A 23900-nucleotide genomic window follows, 5' to 3' on the forward strand; every position below is an offset into this window, starting at 1 on the left:
AAAAAAAACCACCCGAAGGTGGTTTTTGAATGTGGAGTCGGAGACGATCGAGCGTTAAAAAATTATCCTGTGGATGATTTTAGTGAAGGTGTGGGTCTGCCGCGTTTGCCGAATCCCCCGAGTGCACAAAAAAAAACCACCCGAAGGTGGTTTTTGAATGTGGAGTCGGAGGGATTCGAACCCTCGTCCAAACAAGTAATACAACAGCTTTCTACACGCTTAGTCCTTGTTTAATTTTCGTCGATAAGAAAGACCAAAGACCGCCAACCTATTGCTTATTCTTACTTAAATTTCGAAATTATATCAAGACACTATAATTTCTAGGTTTACTTTTACGATACCTCAAAACCAATCGCCGTAAACCAAGGCTCTTGAGAGGTATCCTGCTTGTTCGCCTAGCGAACCGAGGCACTATCTTACTATAATTCAGATTATGCAGCTAGGGCGTAGTTATTCTCGCCGTTTAAAAAAGATGAAACATGATATTTACGAGCTATATTCCAGCGCTCGACGTGCTTACCACTCCATTAATCTCGCTGTCAAAACCAGTCGACCCCGATAATTTATATAATGCATTCATTTAAAGTTAAATTGATCCAATAAACTTCATTTGAATACCAAAATGGTTGGCAAAGATAATCATATTTGTCATATCTTAGCCGCGCTTTTACATAAACAAATTACATACCAAAGCTATATGACTACATTTGGAATCATCAGAGAACGAAAAAACCCGCCAGATCGTCGCGTAGTCTTCTCTCCGCAAGGTCTTAATGACACAATGGCCAAGTTTCCAGAAGCTTCTTTTAAAGTAGAAAGTTCTGATATTAGAATCTTTTCTGATGAAGCGTATAGATCAGCTGGTTTTGATGTTACAGATGATATCAATGATTGCGAAGTATTGTTAGGTGTAAAAGAAGTTCCCATTGATGCATTGATCCCTAATAGAAAGTATTTCTTCTTTTCTCATACCATAAAAAAACAACCTTATAATCGTAAATTATTGAAAGCAATTCTGGATAAGAACATAGAATTGTATGATCATGAGGTAGTAGTAAATCAGGGTGGATGGAGATTAATTGGTTTTGGTAGGTATGCTGGAATCGTTGGTGCTTATAATGGGTTTAGAGCTTTTGGGTTGAAAAATGAAAGTTTTGACCTTCCCAAAGCAGAAACATTACCAGATCAAAAAGCGCTTGAAGAAGAACTGTCTAAGATCAAGTTGCCCAATATCAAAATTGTATTGACCGGAAAGGGAAAAGTTGGAGGTGGAGCGAAAGAAATTTTGGATGCGATGAAAATCAAAGAAGTTTCTGCAGAAGAATATATAGCAAATGATTTTGAAGAACCAGTTTATACGCAAATAGATGTCTTGGATTACAATAAACGCAAAGACGGAACAGTAATCAGTAAGCAAGATTTTTATGATCATCCACAGGAGTATGTAAGTGATTTTATGAAGTTTGCTAAAGTAAGTGATATATACATGGCAGGTCATTTCTTTGGAGATGGAGCTCCTTTTATCTATACTAGAGAAGATGCAAAATCAAAAGATTTTAATATAAAAGTAGTAGCAGATATTTCTTGTGATATTGATGGACCAGTAGCAACTACTATAAGACCCTCTACAATCGCAGATCCAATTTATGGATATCATGCGCAAAGAGAAGAAGAAATCGATTTTAAAGATCCTGAAGCTATTGTGGTGATGGCAGTAGATAATTTACCTTGTGAGTTACCAAAAGATGCTAGTGAAGGATTTGGAAACATGTTTTTAGAACATGTAATACCAGCCTTTTTTAATGATGATAAGGATGGTGTTTTAGAACGAGCGCGTATGACGCAGAATGGTAAATTAACACCTAGATACCAATATTTGCAAGAATACGTAGACGGTAAAGAATAAATAAATTAAGCTTAAATAAAAAACAATGACAACTCAAGAACTTGTAGATCAAATCTGGAAAAAGAAATCGTTTCTATGTATTGGTCTTGATGTGGACCTTAATAAAATACCTTCATATCTGTTGGAAACAGAAGATCCAATTTTTGAGTTTAACAAGAAGATTATAGACGCCACACATCATTTGGCAGTAGCATATAAGCCAAATACCGCTTTTTATGAGGCTTATGGGTTAAAAGGTTGGAAATCTTTAGAAAAAACGATTCAATATTTAAATACGAATCATCCCGAGATTTTTACGATTGCAGATGCAAAACGAGGAGATATTGGAAATACAAGTGCTATGTATGCCAAAGCGTTTTTTGAAGATTTGGCATTTGATTCTGTTACCGTCGCTCCGTATATGGGAAAGGATTCAATAGAACCATTTTTGTCGTTTAAAGGAAAGCATACGATTATGCTGGCATTAACGTCTAATCAAGGAGCATTTGATTTTCAGACAAAAACAATAGGAGGAATTGAATTGTATAAAAAAGTACTGGAAACTTCTAAAGAATGGCAAAATTCTAAGAACTTGATGTATGTGGTTGGAGCAACCAAAGCCGAGTTTATCGGAGAAATAAGAAAAATTGTTCCTGATAGTTTTTTATTAGTACCTGGTGTAGGAGCACAAGGAGGAAATTTGCAAGATGTGTGTAAATATGGAATTAATGATCAGATTGGATTATTAATTAATTCATCGAGAGGTATTATTTACGCTTCTAAAGAGTCAGATTTTGATGTAGTTGCGGCAGAAAAAGCAAAAGAACTACAACAGCAAATGGAAGAAATACTAAAGGCTCAATCTTAAAAAAGGAAATTAAACCTAAATTCAATTTTCTTTTCTAATTACATTTTAAAATCGATTAACGTCTATTGGCTTTAAACACTTGTTTTGCATAACCGATAAGTCCGTATGCAATGAAAAATACAAAAAATGCTAAGCAACAATAGATGATAATGTTGAGTATTATTGAATTCATAGCCCCAAATATTTAAATTAAAACTCTTTCTTACAATTTACTTATTTTTTGTAGGAATTCCTAATTTAAAAACCTGTTAGTTAAATGTTTGTGATTTTTTTTAAGACAGTGTTTTGTGGGAAATGGCTAAGTAGATAACCATGATTTATAAAGATCAATTACATAGGAATATCGAACTGTTAAATACACCCAAAAGAATAATTTCTTTGGTTCCTTCGCAAACCGAACTATTAGTAGCATTAGGATTAGAGGATTGTATAGTAGGTGTTACAAAGTTCTGTGTGCATCCAATACATATTAGAAAAGACAAATCTGTAGTAGGAGGCACGAAAAATATTCATTTGGATAAAATTGAAGAATTAAATCCTGACATTATTCTTTGTAATAAAGAAGAAAACACTAAGGAAATTGTTGAATCGTTAGAAACAAAACATCCAGTTCATGTATCCGATATTAGTACTATGGATGAAGCGATAGAACTCATTTATCAATACGGGGATATCTTTAATACTCAAGAAGCAGCCAAGCTTTTAGTTTCTAAGATTCTTGAAGAGCAAAAGGATTTTTTAGAATTTATTAAGTACAAAAAGCAGAAAAAAGTTGCTTATTTTATTTGGAGAAAACCTTGGATGGTAGCTGGAAAAGGAACATTTATTCATCATTTACTGGAGTTGAATGGATTTATCAATGTCTATGGAAACGAAGAAAGATATCCTGAAATATCAGAAGAGGAATTAACATCTATAGAAAATATTGATTTGATTTTATTATCATCAGAACCTTTTCCTTTTTCTGAAAATCATAAACAAGAAGTGGAAAAAATGATACCAGATGTCAAAGTTGTATTGGTAGATGGAGAATATTTTTCGTGGTATGGATCAAGACTTGCGTTAGCTTTTAAGTATTTTAAAAGCCTCCATTGATCAATAATTCTTGAACAATCTATTAAATACTGTTAATACTCTGCAAATAGTGACTAATAAGTACTTATCTTTACATCTTCAGTTAGTATATGCTAAATTATTCTATATATCGTCATAATACGAATCCTAAATGGGTAACTTTTGTTCATGGAGCAGGTGGAAGTTCTTCTATATGGTATAAACAAGTTAGAGAATTTAGAAAGCACTATAATGTACTCCTTTTGGATCTAAGAGGTCATGGTAATTCCAAACCTGCAATTAAAGATGCTTTTAATTCTAAATATACTTTTGATTCTATAACAGATGATATTGTAGAGGTGATCGATAAAGAGGAAATTAAATCATCACATTTTATTGGAATATCGTTAGGGACTATATTAATTAGAAATCTTGCCGAAAAACATCCTGATCGTGTAGAAAGCATGATTATGGGTGGAGCGATTATGAAACTCAACTTTAGGTCGCAGGTATTAATGAAGCTTGGGATTGTATTTAAATCAGTAGTGCCTTATATGTTTTTATATAAGTTTTTTGCTTTTATCATAATGCCCAAAAAGAACCATAAAGAATCAAGAGTTCTTTTCGTAAATGAGGCTAAAAAACTATATCAGAAAGAATTTGTTCGTTGGTTTAGACTAACTTCAGAAATCAATCCTTTACTAAGATTCTTTAGATCTAAAGACATTAAAATACCTACCTTATATGTAATGGGAGAAGAAGACTATTTATTTCTGCCATCGATAAAGAAAGTTGTTTCTATGCACCAATTTTCGAATCTTTTTGTGGTAAAAGATTCTGGGCACGTAGTAAATGTAGAACAACCAGAGGTTTTTAATGAAGAATCCTTAGCCTTCTTACATCAATTTAGTAAATAGGAGACAAGTAATTAGGATTGCTGATGATCTAATTTTTTGATTTCCATCAAAAGCTTATTTGCTTCCTCATTTAAGTTATCACTCTTTTCTTTATCTTTTAAGGCAATGATATAAGAGCTTTTCATTAAACGACAATAGCGTTTTTGTAGTTTTTCGAGATCAGATTTATCCTTAGACCAATAAAACATTTTTCTTTCTTTTACTTTTTATGCAAAAGTATTAGCTCTCAGTAAAAATGATTCTTAAGACTAAGTTAAGTTTATTTAATGCTATACTAAAAAAAGGATCGGGCAAACTAAATTGCACGATCCTTTATTGGCTAATTCAAATTAATTATACTAATACCCTTCATTTTGCTCTAAATCAGGATTGATATTTCGTTCTCTTTGAGGTATAGGTAATACTAATCTATTGTCATCAAAAGGTAGCTCTCCAACTGAAATCTCCAACCTTTTAAAATCATGTAATTTGTGACCCTCAAAAGATAATTCGCGTAATCTTTCTAAAATGATATCTACATATTCGATATCTGTGAAAGGAAATGCATTAGATCTATTTCTTACAACATTCACATCGTTTAGCGGACTATCACCAATAGCTGTATTAAGAATAAAATTTGACTCAGCTCTAATTAAATATATTTCCGGTAATCTGATAAATGGTATATTTGAATTTCCAAATATCCATTTAAAAGAAGCTATTCCCGATCCTGTTTCCGAATCTATGTAAAAATAGTTCGCTCTAGCGTCATTAGCATCGTCAAATATTCCAAAAAATGCATCTTTTATGGAGATGTCAGGATTTCCTGGTCTTCCTCCAAATCTATCTGTGGCCCAAAATGTATTCATACCGTTTGTGCCATCAGAATCGGTTACTTGCCAGGCAAAAATGTCTTCAGTAGAATTATCATCATTATTGTACGCATCATCAAGAGTTTCTGTAAGGGTATATATTCCAGATTGAATTACTTCATTGGATAGATCCCTAGCTTGCTCATAATTGCCAATTTGTAAATATATTCTGGCTAATAATGATTTGGCTGCGTTAGCAGAAGCAAAGACACCGTTGGTTTGCGGTAACAATGCAATAGCATCCTCTAGATCGTTTATAATAAAATCATATACTTGTCCAATAGTATTTCTAGTTGGGTACGTAATATCGTCTAGCTGTATAACAGGTGTTCTAACAATGGGAACTCCAAGTTCACCATCATTTATACGATTGTTGTTGTGCTTAGAGAAGAAACGTAGTAAATCAAAATAGGTAACCGCTCTTAAGAATTTAGCTTGACCTTCAACAGAATTTTTTCTATCCAGATTTTCGAATATATCTAAATTGTCTAAAACAATATTTACTTGATTACTGATATCGTATCCATTTAACCATAAAGCTGCAACAAAAGTATTATTGGTATTTATGGTTTTATTATTAAACTCACTTGGATCAGAAAAAGTACCGTTCCATCCTAACTCTTGATCATTTGCAAGTAGTTCTGCTATGGTATATAATTGACCTCCATAACTTGCACCTTGTCCTGCTTGTGCATATGCTCCAATTAATATGTTTGTTACTTTTTCTGGAGTATCAAAAGCGTTTTCTGTAGTTAGCGACTGTTCAGGGTCTGTATCTAATCTGTTTTCACAACTGATTTGGGTTAGTATAACAGTTATGGTTAATAATGTTTTTATATATGTTTTCATTTCTTTCTTAACTTTTTGGTTATGATATATAGGTTTTAATAGCGGTATTAAAATTCTATATTTAAACCTAATGTGTATGTTTTTGCTGGTGGAGCAGAGTAGAAGGAGATACCAGTTCTTACTCCAGAATTTCCATTAAAATCTGCAGTCGACTCAGGATCATATCCATCATAGTCAGTAATAGTAAATAAATTTAAACCACTAAAATAGAATCTTACTTTTTCTAAATAGAACCTTTTAGAAAAGGTAGGATTGATCGTATATCCAAGTGTAATATTTCTAAGTCGAATGAAGTCAGCCTCCTGAAGATAACGAGTAGAATCAGCTTGCCCATTGTCTTGATTTAATCTTGCTTGTGGAACATCGGTAATGTCACCTGGGTTTTGCCATCTGTTTAACTGATCGACAGTTTGGTTATCGAAAAATTTACCATTACCAGAAGAGAATTTACCTGCTTGATCAAAAATTGAAGCTCCGAATTCTCCTTGGAATGTAAATTGAAAATCAAATCCATTCACTTTTAGATTGTTGGTAAATCCAACTTGATATTCAGGAAAAGGGTTTCCAGTAACTATCCTATTTGCGTTTGACAGATTATTCGTAGTTGATTTATCTAACGAACCATCAGCATTTAATGTATTTGTGTAAAATAATGCATCTCCATTAGCAGGATCTACACCAGCGTACTCATACAGATAGAATGAAGATAAAGTTTCTCCTTTTCTAATAATATTTACTCCATCTATAATGTCTCCACTAGGAAGATCAGTAACTTCATTTGTATTTTTAGTAAAGAGTGCACCTATACTCCATATTACAGATGGTTTTGAAATAATTCTTGCATTCAAGCTTACTTCAAACCCTTCATTTACGATCTCACCAATATTTCTTACAACTGAAGTGAAACCTGAAGTACCTGGTAATGGCTGATTAAATAATAAATCATTTGTGGTTTTGTTATAATAATCGAACTCTCCTGAAATGACATTATTAAACAAGCCAAAATCAGCTCCTAAGTCATACTGAGTAGTTTTTTCCCATCGTAATTCATTATCTCCTATTTGAATTGGAGAGACACCGAGTCTTTCATCATAGGTAGTAACTCCATAGAGATCTTTACTTGCGAAATCTCCGATTTCTGCATTTCCAGTAATACCCCAACTTCCTCTTAATTTAAAATTACTTAGGAAATAAGAATTGCTTAAAAATCGTTCGTTACTAACTATCCAAGCAGCAGAAGCAGCAGGGAACCATCCGAACTGAGAATCTTGGCCAAATCTTGAAGAACCGTCTCTACGAATACTTAAGTTTATAAGATATTTTTCTGCAATAGAAAAACGGGATCTTGCAAAATAAGATAGAAAGTTATATTTGGTTTTATTAGATCCTCCGTTTGTTATTAACACTGCATTATCTAAGGTTTGTAAATCATCTGATGGGAAACCTTGTCCTATCGTGAATTGACTTTTGCGATTGGTTTCCTCGAAACTACCTCCAAGTGTAGCAGAAAAATCCACTGCATCACCAAGATTACGTTTATAGGTTAGATAATTGGTTAAAATATATCTTTCGGTAATAGCATTACTAACCGTACCAACACCTCCTGCTGAAGCAAATTCTGTCAAACTTCCAGAGAATCTTTCTGCATTCTGATTATTAGAATCGTAACCAACTTCAGATTTAAATCTTAAATAATCATTAATGTAGAAATCACCGTATATATTTGCCGTAGTTCTCCAAATGTCGGTAACAAATCTTCCTGTTTGTTCCTGTCCTAAGAAATTTTGAAATAAAGTTGAGTTTCCATCTACGTTAGCTGTGCCATCTTCTAATAAAGCGGGTGTAAGAGGAGATTGCGCTATAGATTGAAGAGGTGAAATAAAAGCATTGTCATTGGAAAGACGATCAATCGTTACCTTAGAGATATTTATATTCGCTCCAATTTTTGATTTTTTAGTAACGTCTGCATCTACTTTAGCTCTCAAAGTATAGCGGTCTAATTCATTCCCAAGTATAATACCTTCTGTTTTGTTGTATGAAGTAGAAACATAGTAAGTTAGATTTTTACTTCCGCCAGAAGCGGATAAATCTATATCTTGAGTGATACCCTCTACTAATGCAAGATTTTGCCAATCGGTATCCACTTGATTATTTCTCCAATCTCTCCCTAGAGATAGTTGATCAAATCGACTTTCAATTTCGCTTAATGAAAGTCCGCTATTTAATGCGGCTTCGGTGTAGAAATCAACATATTGTTCGGCGTTTAAATACTCTCTTTTGTTGGTAGCAAAGTTCCATCCAGAAGCAGTGTTCAATGTAACTTTGGTCTTTTCTGCTTTGCCTTTTTTAGTAGTGATAATGATCACACCATTAGTTCCTCTAGCTCCATATATGGCCGCTGCAGATGCATCCTTAAGGAAGTCGATGGAATCAATGTCATTAGGATTAAGTCCTATTAATGGGTTGATAGGAGAGTTGTTGATGGATTCATCATCATTAATTAGGGGTACTCCATCTAAAACATATAATGGTTCTTGAGATGCGCCTACTGTAGAGACACCTCTTACCCTTACTTTTATACCAGATTCAACTCTTCCAGAAAGTTGAGTTATTTGAACACCAGTAACTTTACTGGTCATCAAAGATTGAATACTTGGAGTGTTAATATCACCTATTCCTTCAGCTTGTATGCTTGCAACACTCGTGGTAATTTGTTTTTTGGAGGAACTTCCGTATCCTATTACTACTACTTGGTCTAATCCTTCAACATTATCTTTAAGCGCAACATTGATTACTAAAGATGAGGAGATTATAACTTCTTGTGTTTCGAAACCTACGTAAGAAAAGATAAGTGTATCACCGATATTAGCTTCGATAGAATAATTACCATCAAAATCGGTTTGTACCCCATTATCAGTGTTCTTAACTAAAATATTTGTTCCTGGAAGTGGAATTCCTGAAGGGTCTGTAACCATTCCGGTTACTGTTTTCTCTTGGGCCTGAATAAGACCAGAGCATACGAAAATAGCTATAGCTATGCTAAGCTTGATTAAGTTTTTCATTGAGGGCTTTTTTAAAATCGGACGCGAAATTAAATGAATCTCTCGATAAAAAAAGTCCTACAACATAATTACCTCCTTGAAATGGATGGTTCGGTTTTGAGAATAATTGAACCCCTTCTCTTGAAGGGGTTCCGTATTCTTATAAAAAAATCTTATTGATTGTTATTAAATCTATAAATTAAATAAAAAGCTGAATTTTTGTGAAAAATTTGAAAAATCGTTGAAAACCATACAAGATTAGATGAAGTGTATAAAGTGTAAGGTTATTCCTTCTGAGCTTTTATTTACCGTCCTGAAGCGCAAAAACTTTTCTAAGTAAATCGGTAGTTCTTGAACTTAATTTGGTTCTTATTTCACCTTCTTCCACTGCAATCATGGTATAAACACCATTTAATGCCTCACCTGTAACGTAATCTGTAAGATCAGGGTTTACTTTGTTCGTAAAAGGAATACTGTTATACTTATTAATAATATTAGACCAAACTCTATCTGCTCCTACTTTGGAAAGTGAATTTTTTATAACAGGGTTAAATTTTGAGTATAAGGCAGTTTTTGTAGTTCCCTTAAGATATTGTGTCGCAGCATCCTGATTACCAAGTAAAATTTGTTTAGCATCATTAAATGTAATTTGCTTTACTGCATTTACAAAAATAGGAGTCGCTTCTTTTACCGCATCTTCAGCAGCTCTATTTAATACTTTTAAACCTTCATCAGCTAAATTATCTAATCCAATATCTCGCAATGATTTATCTACTTTTTTAAGTTCATCAGGTAATACAATTTTTACCAATTCATTTCTAAAAAAACCATCTTTTTGCGTAAGTTTTGTTACTTGTTTGTCGATCCCTTTATCTAATGCTTGCCGTAGACCATTTCCAATATCAACATTACTAAGACCGATACCACCAGTAGTTTCTTGCGGAAGGCTTTCTATAACTTGCTGCAGTTCTGCACAACTGGTAAGTTGAAATATAACGAGTATTAGCAAAAATCTTTTCATCTTTTTTGTGTTTAAGTATTTGTAATCTAGGAAGAGTTTCTTTCGTGGACAATTTACATGTCACCAATCATTTCTTAATTTATTGTTAGATTTGAGTAGATATTCTTCTCTATGAATTCAAAGTTAATTTTTTTCGCTCTATCTCTTTTCATTATTTCTTGTAAAAATAAAGAAGATTCGACAAAAGGAACATCTTCGCGATATAATGACGCACTACAATATATCACCGTATTAGGAATCGCACAGGATGGAGGATATCCTCATATTAATAATACCAATGAATTTGAGGCTGTGGCTTCTGGTAAAATTAAAAAGGAGTTAGTGGTTTCTTTAGGATTAGTAGATGAAAAAGCGAAGAAAAAGTTTTTGATAGAGGCAACTCCTGATCTGCCAGAACAATTGGCAATGTTAGATGCACATTTTCTTGATCAAGATCCTATTATAAATGGTGTATTTCTAACGCATGCGCATATCGGACATTATACAGGTCTTATGTATTTTGGTAGAGAAGCAATGGGAGCAAAAGATATTAATGTTTTTGCTATGCCTAAAATGAAATCTTTTTTAGAATCAAATGGACCTTGGTCTCAACTGTTAGCACTAAATAATATCAGGATACAGAGTTTGAATGATAAAGAACCTTTGAGGATAACAAATGAGATTAATGTTACTCCATTTACAGTACCTCATAGAGATGAATTTTCTGAAACGGTAGGGTATAAAATATCGGGCCCAACCAAGACGGCATTATTTATTCCAGATATTAATAAATGGTCTCTTTGGGAAAATAATATTGTGGATGAGGTAAAAAAGGTAGACTATGCGTTTTTGGATGCTACTTTTTTTAAGGATGGAGAAATTCCTAGACCTATGTCTGAAGTTCCTCATCCGTTTATTCAAGAAACCATAGAGTTGTTCAATAATAAAAGTAAAGAGATGAAATCAAAAATTATATTCATCCATTTTAATCACTCTAACCCTTTAATAAATCCAGAAAATAAGGATAGAAAAAAGTTAGAAGAAGAAGGGTATAAGTTTGCTAATACAGGAGATGTATTCGGTTTATGAGAAAATGACTGTTTTGTTATTATAGACCAACACTTTTCTTTCTATATGATGTTTGATGGCCCGCGATAGCACTATTTTTTCCAGATCTCTACCTTTTAGAATAAAATCCTGAACGTTATGGATGTGTGATACACGAACTACTTCCTGCTCGATAATAGGGCCTTCATCCAGATCTGAAGTTACATAATGGCTAGTAGCACCAATAATTTTTACACCACGTTCATAAGCAGAATGATATGGTTTGGCTCCGGGAAAAGCTGGTAAAAAAGAATGGTGGATATTAATAATTCTATTTGTAAATTGATTTACAAAGTTTTCTGAAAGTATTTGCATATATCTCGCTAAGACAATGAAATCTACTTTATGCTCTTGAAGTAGTGCTAATTGTCCCGCTTCAGCTTCGGCTTTGTTTGTTTTAGTAACAGGAATATGTTTAAATGGAATTTTAAAACTATCGGCAATTGGTTTTAGATCAAGATGATTACTGATGATGATAGGTATTTTTGCTTTAAGCTCTCCAGAAGCATGCCTACTCAAAATATCATACAAGCAGTGATCATATTTAGAGACAAAAAGAGCCATTTTAGGCTTTTTTTCTGCGTTGTACATTTCCCAATGCATATTATAATTATCCGCAACCACCTTATTAAAGGATTCTTTGAATAATGCTAACTTTTCTTCATCTTGATCAAATTCACATTCTAACCTCATGAAAAACTCACCTAACTCTCTATCTACATGTTGCTCTATGTAGACAGTGTTTCCTTTTTTTGCTAAGATAAAATTGGTGACTGTGGCAATGATTCCTTTTTTGTCTAAACAGTGAATAAGAAGTGTGGTCTTTTTCATTTGATCTTAATGTGGTGGGTTGGTTTAAGTTTAATTAAGATATAAACATACTATTTAGTATATAAAATTTGTAATAATCTCCTACAAATTTGAAATAAGTAAAACCTTTTTAGATATTTTAAAATATATCTCTGTTTTTTCTGAAGTATTGGTAATAAAAAAGGCTGATTCTATAAATCAGCCTTTTTAAGTTATTAAGACATAGAAGTTTATTTTATGTCTTCTACTACATTGTTAATCAAAGTTCTTAAATGATCTTTATGAGCTTTTGATAACTTATTTCCAGATCCATTAGAAATCATTGATCTAATTCTCTTTAAGTTATATAAAGCCATAGACTTAGAGGCATATGTATACTTTGGACCTTTTGCGGTGTTGGATGCAATAATATTAATAAGCCTTTTTGTGTATTCTAACTGAAGGTTTTGTCTAAATGTATTAATGGATCCTGCAGCATCAGCTTGGAAAATAGCGTTATTTAAGTCCGTCATATACTCAGATAAGATATACTTATTACCGTATAATTCTGAATCTGTTATACGTTGTAAGGTATTTGGGTGTAGAATGTGATCTAAAACCCTTTTCTGAAGACCTAGTGTAAGATCATGAATTTTAGGATCTTCTGGGCCACCGAAAAAGTTATATCCTCTTCGCTGCATTGCAATATAATTGTAAAGATCATTAGGAACACTGTAAGCATCAGGAGCAAATACATATTTTTTAAGTGCATTCATGGCTCTTTTCTGATCTTCATAACTAACGGGAGTAAATGGCTTAGCATTTGGATCTTGACCAACCATACTTCTATCAACATATACACCTCCGATAAATCTCGAAATAACATTTCCAGCACTAGCATACTGGCCTTTAAGGATGTAATATGCCTGGCGTAATTCCTGATAGGAAGCTCCTTTTCTGCTAAACTTCAGTTTAATTTTATTCATCATTTCATTCACTAATTCTATTCGGTTGATAGAATAAGTAATTTGATCGTTAGACATATCTCCAATCATTACTCTCGGATCAATAGCCTTACCTGGAGAACGCATATCATCAGCATCATTACCAAAAATTAGTTCAGGTTTATTAGATTGGTTCGCAATTTTTTCTAATTCATTCTGAGATGTTACTGGAGTATATCCAAATTGAATCGCCCAATCATCATATGGTCCTACAGTTGTTGAGAAATAAGCTCCTTGTTTTGTAGGATCATTAGTAACATTTATTGCAGTATAGTCCATTACTGATCCTGTAAGACATTTTCCTTTTATGAATTCTGGATTACTAAGTTCTTCTGGAGAAAATAGTTGACTAGCTTTCATGTTATGATTGAGACCCAAAGTATGTCCTACTTCATGCATGATAAGCTCTTTCATTGCTTCCTTCTTCATACCTTCCATTTCATTTTCGCTAGCACCAAAAGCGGTTAGTGCAGCCTGACCAAATAATGAATTTTCCTGCATTACATGTCCGTAAGAACAATACATATGTTTATTCTTTGCCATGGTCGGATAATTTTCTTCTTCTGTATAACTGTTAGCAGATAAGTTAAAAAGACGATCATACATAACGCGATTCGTATGATATACATATTCTAGCATAATATCTGCTCCTAATATTTCACCAGTTCTTGGATTTACGAAACTAGGTCCGTAACCTCCAAAAGGAGGTCTTGGCGAAGAAGTCCATCTAAGTACATTGTATCTAATGTCTCCAGCGTCCCAATCTGCATCGTCTGGTTGTACTTTAACGACCATAGCATTTTTAAAACCAGCCTTTTCAAAAGAATGATTCCATTCTAAAACAGCTTCTTTAATCGTTTCTCTAAACTCTACTGGAGTTGTGTTTTCTATCCACCAAGTAATCGGTGTTACAGGTTCTGAAAGTGCAAGGTTAGGGTCTTTTTTTACAAGATTCCAACGATGTATAAGATCTCTGTACGGCGTAGCACTTGCAGAGGTCATATCAGTTACTTGTGTAAAGAAATACCCTATTCTTGGATCATCAAATCGTGGTTGATAATCATTTTCTGGCATCGCTATTAAGCTATGTTCTACCTTAATGGTTACATTTCTACCGTCAGTCACTGCAGCAGACCCTCCATTAAGTACATTCGGTTTAGAATATACATAATGAGTGTTGATATTTAAATTCTCTGGGTAGTTTTTAATCGTTTTGATTTTGGTTTTTTCCTTACTAAGAGAACCTACTTTAAATGAGAAAGGAGATTGTCCCGGAAAATTAGGCATTTTAATCTGCTCAAAAGTTTCTTTAAGGAAAAGGTTGTCCGATTTTATAAGATAAAAACCTTTTTCATCATCCTGCGCTTCAATTTTTAAACTAGCCATAATTCCTTCACTAATATTAGCGTTGGAGGCTTTTGATAAAGCACTGCTCTCATCAAAATAGAAAGACGCATTTTGAGTTACAAATTCAATCTTATTAAAATGTTTTTCAATTTTAAAAACCTTATTATTCATGTAGGATCCTCTAAAAGCACCTGCTTCTAAAACTCCATCAGAAATCTGACTGAAATAAATGAATTCTTTTCCAATCTGATCTTTTTTGATCAGCATTTGGGTACTCCCGTCTATGGTATCTCTATACACGGTAAATAAACCTTCGATTTTTTTACTCTTTTTGGTAAGATCTTCAATTGATTTTTCTTTAGAATCCTTTTTAGGAGTATCAACTTGTTCAGTATCTCCTTTTTTTGATTTTTTCTTTTTCTTACGTTGTGCATCTGCATTTTGGATCCCCAACCCTAATGCAAAAGCGAGCGATAAGATGATTAATTTGTTTTTTGATGATGAAATTTTCATTTTAAAAAAGTATTTGTTCAATAATCGGGGAAGATATCACTTTCTCTATATAGTTTGAAATTCTTTAACAATAGTGTTAACATTTTATTAATGAGTTTTACCATCAATTAAAATAAGTTTTTGTCGTAATCCATAAAAATAAATAGATGTAACTTTGAATGAAAATTAATGAAACGACAAATAGGGTTAAATAAATTATATAATTCTAAAAAAATATTCGTTTTCAATGCGTATTTCGTAAATTAGCAGCGCTAAAAATCCTTTTTATTATCAATGGAACAAATTGCACCTTATAAACCAAAGAATAAAGTTAGAATTGTAACTGCAGCATCTCTTTTTGATGGTCATGATGCCGCTATAAATATTATGCGTAGAATTATTCAATCCACAGGAGTTGAAGTAATTCATTTAGGTCATGATAGAAGTGTAGAGGAAGTAGTGAACTGCGCAATACAGGAAGATGCTAATGCAATTGCGATGACTTCCTATCAGGGAGGTCATAATGAATACTTTAAATATATGTATGATTTGCTAAAAGAAAAAGGAGCATCTCATATCAAAATATTTGGAGGAGGAGGAGGAGTGATCCTACCAGAAGAAATTAAGGATTTGATGGAGTACGGTATCACACGTATTTATTCTCCGGATGATGGTCGTGAGTTAGGATTGCAAGGTATGATTAATGATTTGGTACAGCAATCTGATTTTCCTATTGGAGATAGTCTTAATGGAGAAGCAGATCATCTTGTAGATAAAGAGATTGGAGCTATTGCTCGAGTAATTTCTTCTGCAGAAAATTTTCCTGAAATCGCTAAAAAGACTTTAGATCAAATACACGAGAAAAATAAAACATCCAAAACCCCAGTTCTTGGTATTACTGGAACTGGTGGAGCAGGAAAATCTTCTCTGGTGGATGAGCTAGTTCGTCGTTTTTTAATTGATTTCCCGAATAAAACCATTGGACTTATTTCTGTAGATCCTTCAAAAAGAAAAACCGGCGGAGCTTTATTAGGAGATCGAATTCGTATGAACGCAATTAACTCTCCAAGAGTATATATGCGTTCATTAGCCACACGACAATCCAATCTTGCATTATCAAAATATGTAGCAGAAGCTATTGAAGTTTTAAAAGCTGCTGAGTTTGATTTGATCATATTAGAAACCTCAGGGATTGGACAATCTGATACCGAAATTCTAGAGCATAGTGATACTTCTTTATACGTAATGACGCCAGAGTTTGGAGCTGCTACACAGTTAGAAAAAATCGACATGCTTGATTTTGCAGATCTTGTAGCTATTAACAAGTTTGATAAAAGAGGTTCTTTAGATGCATTAAGAGATGTAAAAAAACAATATATGCGTAATCATCAGTTGTGGGATGTTCCACAAGATGATTTACCAGTATACGGAACTATTGCATCTCAGTTCAATGATCCTGGAATGAATACCTTATACAAGGCAATAATGGATAAGGTAGTGGAGAAAACTGGTGCAGATCTACAATCGGATTTTCATATTTCTAAGGAAATGTCTGAAAAGATTTTTGTTATTCCGCCAAGTAGAACACGTTACCTGTCTGAGATTTCAGAAAATAATAGAGCCTATGACAAAACGGTTAGCACTCAGGTAGAAGTAGCGCAAAAGTTATATGGTATTTATAAGACGATTTGTAGCGTTGTAAATCTAGATTTTATAGACCTGTCCAAGAATGGAATTGATGATGAGATATTAAGAAAGGCAAAAAACGAGGATAATGAAGATTTCTTAAAATTATTATTGGCAGAGTTTGATAGAGTAAAACTAAATCTTGATCCTCATAATTGGGAAACTATCATTGGTTGGGCAGCTAAAGTTCAAAAATATAAAGATCCTATTTATACTTTTAAAGTTAGAGATAAGGAAATAAAGATCGAAACACATACAGAATCCCTATCGCATAGTCAGATTCCAAAGGTGGCTTTGCCAAAGTATCAAGCTTGGGGAGATATTCTAAAATGGTGTTTGCAAGAAAACGTTCCAGGAGAATTTCCTTTTGCTTCTGGTTTATATCCATTTAAACGTACTGGAGAAGATCCAACACGTATGTTTGCAGGAGAAGGAGGACCAGAACGAACCAATAGACGTTTTCATTATGTGAGTTTGGGAATGCCAGCAAAACGTTTGTCAACTGCTTTTGACTCTGTAACGCTTTACGGAAACGATCCTGATCATAGACCTGATATTTATGGTAAGATTGGTAATGCCGGAGTTTCTATCTGTTGCTTGGATGATGCTAAGAAACTATATTCTGGTTTTGATCTTACGCATGCGATGACATCTGTAAGTATGACGATTAATGGACCAGCTCCAATGTTGTTAGGATTCTTTATGAATGCCGCAATTGATCAGAATTGTGAAAAATATATCAAAGAAAATAGTCTTGAAGCTGATGTAGAAGCAAAGATTAAGAAAATATACAAGGACAAAGGCGTAGAAAGACCTGCTTACCAAGGTGATCTTCCGGAAGGAAATGATGGATTAGGACTAATGTTATTAGGTGTTACTGGAGATCAGGTGTTACCTGCAGATGTCTATCAAGAAATTAAAGCAACTACCTTAAATACGGTTCGTGGTACCGTACAGGCGGATATTTTGAAAGAAGATCAAGCACAAAATACGTGTATTTTTTCTACAGAATTTGCTTTGCGACTAATGGGAGATGTACAGGAATATTTTATCGACAAACAAGTACGTAACTTCTATTCTGTTTCTATATCTGGATATCACATTGCAGAAGCAGGAGCCAATCCAATTACACAATTAGCTTTAACATTAGCGAATGGATTTACGTATGTGGAATACTATCTAAGTAGAGGAATGGATATCAATAAATTTGGACCAAATTTATCTTTCTTTTTCTCTAATGGAATTGATCCAGAGTATGCGGTTATTGGTAGAGTAGCACGTAAGATTTGGGCAAAAGCACTGAAGTATAAATATGGAGCTAATTCTAGAGCACAGATGCTTAAATATCATATCCAAACTTCTGGACGCTCATTGCATGCTCAGGAAATTGATTTTAATGATATTCGTACTACATTACAGGCGTTATACGCTATTTATGATAATTGTAATTCGTTGCATACCAATGCGTATGATGAGGCTATCACAACGCCTACAGAAGAATCTGTACGAAGAGCCATGGCTATACAGCTTATCATCAATAAAGAATTAGGGCTAGCTAAGAATGAAAATCCGATTCAAGGATCTTTTATTATCGAAGAACTAACAGATTTGGTAGAAGAAGCTGTGCTTACAGAATTCGATAGAATTACCGAAAGAGGTGGTGTTTTAGGAGCCATGGAAACTATGTATCAGCGCAGTAAGATACAAGAAGAAAGCTTGTATTATGAAACCTTAAAACATACAGGAGAATTCCCAATTATCGGTGTGAATACCTTTTTAAGTTCTAAAGGTTCTCCAACGGTAACTCCTGGAGAAGTAATCAGAGCTACAGAAGAGGAAAAACAGTATCAAATTACAATGCTTAATGAATTACATAAAGGGAATACAGATGATACTGCAGAATTATTGAGAGATTTACAACATAAAGCCGTGAATAATCAAAATATATTTGAAGCTCTTATGGAGGTTTGTAAGAAATGTTCTTTAGGTCAAATTACTTCTGCCTTATTCGAAGTGGGAGGACAGTATCGAAGAAATATGTAAGCAGACTCTTGCTTTTGCTTTCGCAAAAGCTTAGAGGTCGCTTACCCCAAACTTGTTTTGGGATCTATACCTTATTAAGTGAAAATAAGTTAAAATCCCGTTTTATAACGGGATTTTTCTTTTCTTATAGTTTTTTATCTTTAGAGAAACACAACTCATCATGAAAAAATTACTTCTGATATTTTTTATTTGTAGTAGCACTTTTGGGCAACAAAAATCGTTAAAAGCACTAGTTGGCGGAACATTAATAGATGGTTTTGGAGCCACTCCAATTAAAAATAGTGTCATTCTTATCGAAGGAGATAAGATTAAAGAAATAGGTACGATAGCAACTTTAAAAGTGCCAAAAGGAGCAGAAGTCATTTCTACTGAAGGAATGTCTGTTTTACCCGGATTGTGGGATATGCATGTACATACAATGATTAATGGTCATGCGGATTATACCTATTGGGACAAAACGTATCCACCATTATTAGAAGATGTAATTATGCCAGCATCTGCTGAGCAATTATTAATGGCAGGCGTAACAAGCGCCAGAGATTTGGGAGGCCCACTAAAAGAAAGTTTATCCGTTAGGGATCGCATAAATAAAGGAGAGATTCCAGGAGCAACACTTTATGTCTCTGGACCATTTATACAAAAAAAGCCGTATCCAGGAACGGAAGCATTTCGATGGGGAATTAATGGAGTTGAGGATGCCAAAAAGAAAATTAAAAAACTAGCAGATGCTGGTGTGGATTGTATTAAGTTAATTGATCAGGATCAAATGACAAGCGCAGAAGTAAAAGCAGTCATAGATACAGCTCATAAGTATAAATTGAAAGTAGTAGCGCATGGACATCGTCCTGATGAAATAAAAACCGGACTTAAAATGGGTGCAGATTGTTTCGAACATACAGGTTTGTCATCAGCGCCTAGATATCCGGATGATGTTATGAATGCTATAAGAGAGCGTACAGCACAAATGAATTTGGGACCGCTCTTTTGGTGTCCTACAGTAGAAGGATTATACAATTATGAATATGTACGAGATTACGGAGAACACTTAGATAATGATTCATGGCACAGAGGGTTACACGATACTATAATTGCAGATATAAAAAGTAGCTTTAAGCATAAAGATCGCCTACCTTATTTTCAATTAACACCATTAAGAAAGCCTACCCTAGAAACCAAAATTAAACAATTAATGGATGCGGGTGTGGTATTAATGATTGGAACTGATAGTGGAATTCCTATGAAATTTCATAGTCAATCTACTTGGAATGAATTAGATGTGTGGGTAAATGAATTTGGAATTGATCCCATGTATGCTATTAAAGCAGCTACCTATTGGCCATCTGTTTGGATGGGAGTTTCGGACAAGGTAGGAACTATTACCGAAGGAAAGTATGCTGATATCATTGCTGTAAAAGGAGATGTGTTAAGACATGTAAGTTTGCTTCAGGATGTAGATGTGATTATAAAACATGGAAAAAGATATAAGTAATGTTTAGATGGATCATATTAATGCCGTTGCTATTGGTAAACGCAAATTGCTTTGCACAAAACTATGAAACCGGAAAAGTTATAGATTCTGTTTTGGTTTCAGGAAAAACACAAGAAACGTTTACGCTGTATTTGCCGAATTCATTTGATGCAACCAAAGAATCTCCGATTGTTTTTATTTTTGATCCAGGAGCAGAAGGAAAAAGAGGTATTCAACCTTTTATTGAAGCTGCAGAAAACTATGGATATATCTTGGTTTGTTCTAATCATACCAGAAACGGCCCGTATGATAGAAATTTTGATATTACCAATCGTTTGTTTGATTTCATGTTTGCCAATTTTAAGATCAAACAAAATGAAATATACTTATCAGGATTTTCCGGAGGTTCCCGTTTGGCTTCTGCTATTGCTGTATTAACCAATCAAATTGCTGGCGTAGTGGGATGTGGTGCAGGGTTTTCATTAGAGTCTTCACATTTACCTAGTACTCAAAATTTTTCGTATGCCGGTGTTTGTGGAGATCGCGATATGAACTATCAGGAAATGATACGAGCAAAAGGATATTTATTACAGTTAAATTTCTCTAACACATTAATTACCTACGATGGGAATCATAGTTGGACCCCTTCAAAACAAATTCTCAGGGCTTTTGATTGGTTAGAAATTCAGGCACATTTAAAAGGAATAAAGAAAAAAGAAGCTCCCGAAATTTATAAAAGCTATCAAAAGATATACGGAGAGGCTCAGGAATTCGAAAAAAAAGGAGATTTATTATATGCTATTGAAAATTATGAACGAGCGCTGATTACCTTTAACTCATTTTACAATTTAGATAGCGTTTCGAACAAACTAAAAGCAATTCATAAAAGTAAAGCGTACAAAAATAAACTTAAATCAGTATCCAAAGCATTTAATAAGGAAACTACCTTAACGAAAAAGTTTACGACACGTCTTTTTGAGGATTATAAAAATCCAAATAACATAGAATTCTCTTGGTGGGAAAAAGAATTAGGGAAACTAAAAAAGTTAGATGAGGATGATGATCCCGAAATGAAAAAAATGTTGGAGAGATTGAGATTTCAGATTTTTGCAGTTGCGTATTCTATGAATAATCCAAATTTATACCAATCTAATACGAAGCAAAAGGAGTTAGCGGATAAAATCAGAGGATTGATTTATCCAAAAAAGTGAGGATTAGAAATTATAAAGTCATCATCCAATGATGCTGTAACTTTTTGAATTTCTTTACTTCTTTTCTTAAAAGTCGAACAAAGTCTTTTCCATTACTATGAGAACGTTCCAGTCGTTCACAGTTTTTGTATAGTTTGTTTGTTAGGTTTTCTAAAAGGTTAGCATGTTTTAGACGATCATCCTGGAAAACTTGATTTTCAACATCTATAATTCTAGGAACCAAAGAATCAGAATCTTTTACGATATCACCAGTAAAGTAAATAAACGGATTTTCATTACCGTTTTTTTCTAAGGGAGCTAAATCATAAGCCAAATATTTAGAAACACTTTTAGATAGTATAAGTATTTCCAAAGCTTTTTGGTATAGAATTATATTTTTGGGGCGTCTCTCCATTCTACTATCAAAATTAAGTGTATTTACAAGGATATTGCTTTTTAGTTTAAAGCATAATGGTTATTTTGCTTTAAAAATTAAAGTTTTTCATTTAGAAAATTTAAAATCATAATGGACGATACAAATTGGAAAATTCTACAGCTATTACAAGAGAATGCTAGATTGTCAAATGCAGAGATCGGAAGAAATGTAGGATTAAGTTCTCCTGCAGTTGCAGAGCGAATAAAAAAAATGGAAGACTTAGGAATTATAGAAGGATATACTACCAAAGTTTCCTATGCTAAAACTGGTTATCAATTAAAAGCAATTATAACAATCAGAGCCTTTATGGGACGCCTTAAACCTTTTTTGTCAAAGATATCAGAATTCAAAGAAGTCCTTAATTGTTATAGAATAACTGGTAATGAAAATATCATTATGGAAGTAGTGTTGGAAGATCAGGTTCATCTTCAAGGGTTTATTGATAGATTGATTACATATGGTGAAGCCAAAACACATATTATTCTATCAAATGTGGTTGAAAACAATCCTATTCTGAACAGAAAGGACGATAAATAGATTAAATCTTATCTTTAAGACGTTATGTATGTCACTTTAGAATATTATGTTACAGCCATTGTATGTTTGATTACAGCTTTTGTAATTCAAAGGATTTATCAAAAAGAAAAGTTCAAAAATCAATCTTCTATTTCCATCATTGGTATTAAATGGTTCGGTTTGGCAATATTCCTTTGGGGTTTTGGAGCCCTGATTAATATATCATTAATAGAAGTATCTCATATAAGTCCAACACATAAACTTGTCATTTATGTAGGAGTTCTAATTTCTTTGGCAAATTCATTAAGTATTCTACTTTCATTACCATCCATAGAGCATCACAAGAAACGCAATATAGTGGTTCGATTAGTTCAGCGTTTTTCCGAAAAAGAATTTGTCACTTTGTTTAGTGGAATATTAATAATGATTGCCTTTGTATTTATAGTAACCTCTTACAGTAATACAGAGATTAGTAATAATTTTATTTGGCTTATTGATATTCCTATTTCTTTAATTGTTGCTTTTGCATTGTTAAATGAGCTTAATAAAGCTTTCGCAAATCGTAATATGAAGTTTATGGTAGTACCGTGCTTTTTACTTTTCGTTTTGATCGTTATAGCGGTTACGCAAAGAATCATTCCTCAGGATAAAGCATTAGAACTTCTAGACCAGAAATTTTGGAGTTTGCTAGGAGTTATAACAGGATTGTCATTTAAGTTTCTATTTATATTGCTATTTTCTATTTTGTTATACAGTTGGAAGTTTCTTTCTGAAAAAGAATTAAAGCAAAATGAAGTAGAGTTACTTAATAAAGAAAAAGAGATTTTACTAAAAGAACAGCAGAAGTTGGTATTGGCTAATGAAAGTCATTTAGATACTATTGCAAGATTACAAGAACGTATAAAAGAGAGTGAACTTAAAATAAATTCTTTAAAGGAATCAACAAAAATTACGTTGTCCGATCGACAAAAAGAGGTTTTAGGAAACTTGGGTGTATGTGGTGAAAGTAAATCTTATACCGAAATTGCCGAAGCTATGAATATTAGTTTGGATGGTTTTCAAACCCATATTTATCAGATTAAAAAAGTACTTAAAATTAGTGGGGCAGATGGGAAAGAACAACTTATTGCTTTTGCTAAAGCAAACCAACTTTTACAATATGCCAGTTTAGATAATGATACTAGTGATTAAGTATGTGCTTAAGTACTTATAATAGCTAATTTGATCAATGCGTAATCTTTTCTCATAGATAGTTTTATTCAATCTTCGTCCGAAATCAAAAAATCGGTCAGATGAAAAAAATTATAACGGGATGTCTTTGTTTTCTAGGATACGTAAAGGGAACAGCGCAAGAAATA

At 33.4% G+C, this 23900-nt stretch carries 17 protein-coding genes and 1 other RNA gene; 10 read left to right on the forward strand and 8 right to left on the reverse strand.

Going from position 1 to position 23900, the window contains the following annotated elements; translation table 11 throughout:
- Positions 1-157: 157 nt before the first annotated feature.
- Positions 158-557: a transfer-messenger RNA gene (ssrA, locus tag Q1B37_RS11435) on the reverse strand.
- A 140-nt stretch (positions 558-697) separates the two neighbouring features.
- Between ssrA and Q1B37_RS11440 the strand changes: the two genes are divergently transcribed.
- The 4 genes from Q1B37_RS11440 (at position 698) to Q1B37_RS11455 (ending at position 4723) form a co-directional block, all read left to right on the forward strand.
- Positions 698-1906 carry an NAD(P)-dependent oxidoreductase gene (locus Q1B37_RS11440; RefSeq protein ID WP_299898765.1) on the forward strand — a complete coding sequence of 403 codons (1209 nt, stop codon included), beginning with the start codon at positions 698-700 and terminating at the stop codon, positions 1904-1906.
- Positions 1907-1931: 25 nt separating this feature from the next.
- Positions 1932-2753, forward strand: a complete 822-nt coding sequence (gene pyrF / locus Q1B37_RS11445; RefSeq protein WP_299898767.1) for an orotidine-5'-phosphate decarboxylase — start codon at positions 1932-1934, stop codon at positions 2751-2753.
- 312 nt (positions 2754-3065) lie between these two features.
- On the forward strand, positions 3066-3848 hold the full coding sequence (locus Q1B37_RS11450) for an ABC transporter substrate-binding protein (RefSeq protein WP_299898769.1): 783 nt from the start codon (positions 3066-3068) through the stop codon (positions 3846-3848).
- An 89-nt stretch (positions 3849-3937) separates the two neighbouring features.
- Entirely contained in the window at positions 3938-4723 is a 786-nt protein-coding gene (locus Q1B37_RS11455) for an alpha/beta hydrolase (protein ID WP_299898770.1), read from the forward strand.
- Positions 4724-4734: 11 nt separating this feature from the next.
- On the opposite strand, the gene Q1B37_RS11460 is transcribed toward Q1B37_RS11455, so the two are convergent.
- The 4 genes from Q1B37_RS11460 to Q1B37_RS11475 form a co-directional block, all read right to left on the reverse strand.
- Positions 4735-4911: a Lacal_2735 family protein gene (locus Q1B37_RS11460; RefSeq protein ID WP_299606479.1), complete on the reverse strand. Its 177-nt coding sequence runs from the start codon at positions 4909-4911 to the stop codon at positions 4735-4737.
- Between the two features lie 150 nt (positions 4912-5061).
- The gene (locus tag Q1B37_RS11465; protein WP_299898772.1) at positions 5062-6423 is read right to left on the reverse strand and encodes a RagB/SusD family nutrient uptake outer membrane protein; all 1362 of its coding nucleotides are present in this window, start codon (positions 6421-6423) and stop codon (positions 5062-5064) included.
- Between the two features lie 47 nt (positions 6424-6470).
- Positions 6471-9485 carry a TonB-dependent receptor gene (locus Q1B37_RS11470; protein ID WP_299898773.1) on the reverse strand — a complete coding sequence of 1005 codons (3015 nt, stop codon included), beginning with the start codon at positions 9483-9485 and terminating at the stop codon, positions 6471-6473.
- Between the two features lie 280 nt (positions 9486-9765).
- A complete protein-coding gene (locus Q1B37_RS11475) occupies positions 9766-10485 on the reverse strand; it encodes a DUF4197 domain-containing protein (RefSeq protein WP_299606488.1) in 720 nt (239 codons plus the stop codon).
- A 111-nt stretch (positions 10486-10596) separates the two neighbouring features.
- On the opposite strand from Q1B37_RS11475, the gene Q1B37_RS11480 reads away from it, so the two are divergent.
- Entirely contained in the window at positions 10597-11553 is a 957-nt protein-coding gene (locus Q1B37_RS11480) for an MBL fold metallo-hydrolase (protein WP_299898775.1), read from the forward strand.
- On the opposite strand, the gene purU is transcribed toward Q1B37_RS11480, so the two are convergent.
- Both purU and Q1B37_RS11490 read right to left on the reverse strand, forming a co-directional pair.
- A complete protein-coding gene (purU, locus tag Q1B37_RS11485; protein WP_299898777.1) occupies positions 11548-12402 on the reverse strand; it encodes a formyltetrahydrofolate deformylase in 855 nt (284 codons plus the stop codon). The genes Q1B37_RS11480 and purU overlap by 6 nt on opposite strands.
- Before the next feature lie 209 nt (positions 12403-12611).
- Positions 12612-15224 (reverse strand): zinc-dependent metalloprotease, encoded by a 2613-nt coding sequence (locus Q1B37_RS11490; protein WP_299898779.1) that lies wholly within the window; start codon positions 15222-15224, stop codon positions 12612-12614.
- Positions 15225-15497: 273 nt separating this feature from the next.
- Between Q1B37_RS11490 and Q1B37_RS11495 the strand changes: the two genes are divergently transcribed.
- The 3 genes from Q1B37_RS11495 (at position 15498) to Q1B37_RS11505 (ending at position 21611) form a co-directional block, all read left to right on the forward strand.
- Positions 15498-18932: a methylmalonyl-CoA mutase family protein gene (locus tag Q1B37_RS11495; protein WP_299898781.1), complete on the forward strand. Its 3435-nt coding sequence runs from the start codon at positions 15498-15500 to the stop codon at positions 18930-18932.
- Positions 18933-19092: 160 nt separating this feature from the next.
- Positions 19093-20421 (forward strand): amidohydrolase family protein, encoded by a 1329-nt coding sequence (locus Q1B37_RS11500; protein ID WP_299898784.1) that lies wholly within the window; start codon positions 19093-19095, stop codon positions 20419-20421.
- Positions 20421-21611: a hypothetical protein gene (locus tag Q1B37_RS11505; protein ID WP_299898786.1), complete on the forward strand. Its 1191-nt coding sequence runs from the start codon at positions 20421-20423 to the stop codon at positions 21609-21611. Before Q1B37_RS11500 ends, Q1B37_RS11505 begins: the two co-directional genes overlap by 1 nt.
- Positions 21612-21621: 10 nt before the next feature.
- On the opposite strand, the gene Q1B37_RS11510 is transcribed toward Q1B37_RS11505, so the two are convergent.
- The gene (locus Q1B37_RS11510) at positions 21622-21963 is read right to left on the reverse strand and encodes a hypothetical protein (RefSeq protein ID WP_299606507.1); all 342 of its coding nucleotides are present in this window, start codon (positions 21961-21963) and stop codon (positions 21622-21624) included.
- Positions 21964-22110: 147 nt separating this feature from the next.
- On the opposite strand from Q1B37_RS11510, the gene Q1B37_RS11515 reads away from it, so the two are divergent.
- Together Q1B37_RS11515 and Q1B37_RS11520 are read left to right on the forward strand one after the other, a co-directional pair.
- Complete coding sequence (locus tag Q1B37_RS11515) at positions 22111-22563, forward strand: Lrp/AsnC family transcriptional regulator (protein ID WP_299899323.1); 453 nt, start codon at positions 22111-22113, stop codon at positions 22561-22563.
- A 24-nt stretch (positions 22564-22587) separates the two neighbouring features.
- Positions 22588-23733: a hypothetical protein gene (locus Q1B37_RS11520; RefSeq protein ID WP_299898788.1), complete on the forward strand. Its 1146-nt coding sequence runs from the start codon at positions 22588-22590 to the stop codon at positions 23731-23733.
- Positions 23734-23900 lie beyond the last annotated feature (167 nt).

Source organism: uncultured Aquimarina sp. (assembly GCF_947492965.1).
Lineage (GTDB): Bacteria > Bacteroidota > Bacteroidia > Flavobacteriales > Flavobacteriaceae > Aquimarina.

What these genes read in the sequence shown, in the direction of transcription:
- Q1B37_RS11440 (WP_299898765.1), top strand. Translation starts at nt 698, where the DNA reads ATGACTACATTTGGAATCATCAGAGAACGAAAAAACCCGCCAGATCGT.
- pyrF (WP_299898767.1), top strand. Translation starts at nt 1,932, where the DNA reads ATGACAACTCAAGAACTTGTAGATCAAATCTGGAAAAAGAAATCGTTT.
- Q1B37_RS11450 (WP_299898769.1), top strand. Translation starts at nt 3,066, where the DNA reads ATGATTTATAAAGATCAATTACATAGGAATATCGAACTGTTAAATACA.
- Q1B37_RS11455 (WP_299898770.1), top strand. Translation starts at nt 3,938, where the DNA reads ATGCTAAATTATTCTATATATCGTCATAATACGAATCCTAAATGGGTA.
- Q1B37_RS11460 (WP_299606479.1), bottom strand. Translation starts at nt 4,911, where the DNA reads ATGTTTTATTGGTCTAAGGATAAATCTGATCTCGAAAAACTACAAAAA.
- Q1B37_RS11465 (WP_299898772.1), bottom strand. Translation starts at nt 6,423, where the DNA reads ATGAAAACATATATAAAAACATTATTAACCATAACTGTTATACTAACC.
- Q1B37_RS11470 (WP_299898773.1), bottom strand. Translation starts at nt 9,485, where the DNA reads ATGAAAAACTTAATCAAGCTTAGCATAGCTATAGCTATTTTCGTATGC.
- Q1B37_RS11475 (WP_299606488.1), bottom strand. Translation starts at nt 10,485, where the DNA reads ATGAAAAGATTTTTGCTAATACTCGTTATATTTCAACTTACCAGTTGT.
- Q1B37_RS11480 (WP_299898775.1), top strand. Translation starts at nt 10,597, where the DNA reads ATGAATTCAAAGTTAATTTTTTTCGCTCTATCTCTTTTCATTATTTCT.
- purU (WP_299898777.1), bottom strand. Translation starts at nt 12,402, where the DNA reads ATGAAAAAGACCACACTTCTTATTCACTGTTTAGACAAAAAAGGAATC.
- Q1B37_RS11490 (WP_299898779.1), bottom strand. Translation starts at nt 15,224, where the DNA reads ATGAAAATTTCATCATCAAAAAACAAATTAATCATCTTATCGCTCGCT.
- Q1B37_RS11495 (WP_299898781.1), top strand. Translation starts at nt 15,498, where the DNA reads ATGGAACAAATTGCACCTTATAAACCAAAGAATAAAGTTAGAATTGTA.
- Q1B37_RS11500 (WP_299898784.1), top strand. Translation starts at nt 19,093, where the DNA reads ATGAAAAAATTACTTCTGATATTTTTTATTTGTAGTAGCACTTTTGGG.
- Q1B37_RS11505 (WP_299898786.1), top strand. Translation starts at nt 20,421, where the DNA reads ATGTTTAGATGGATCATATTAATGCCGTTGCTATTGGTAAACGCAAAT.
- Q1B37_RS11520 (WP_299898788.1), top strand. Translation starts at nt 22,588, where the DNA reads ATGTATGTCACTTTAGAATATTATGTTACAGCCATTGTATGTTTGATT.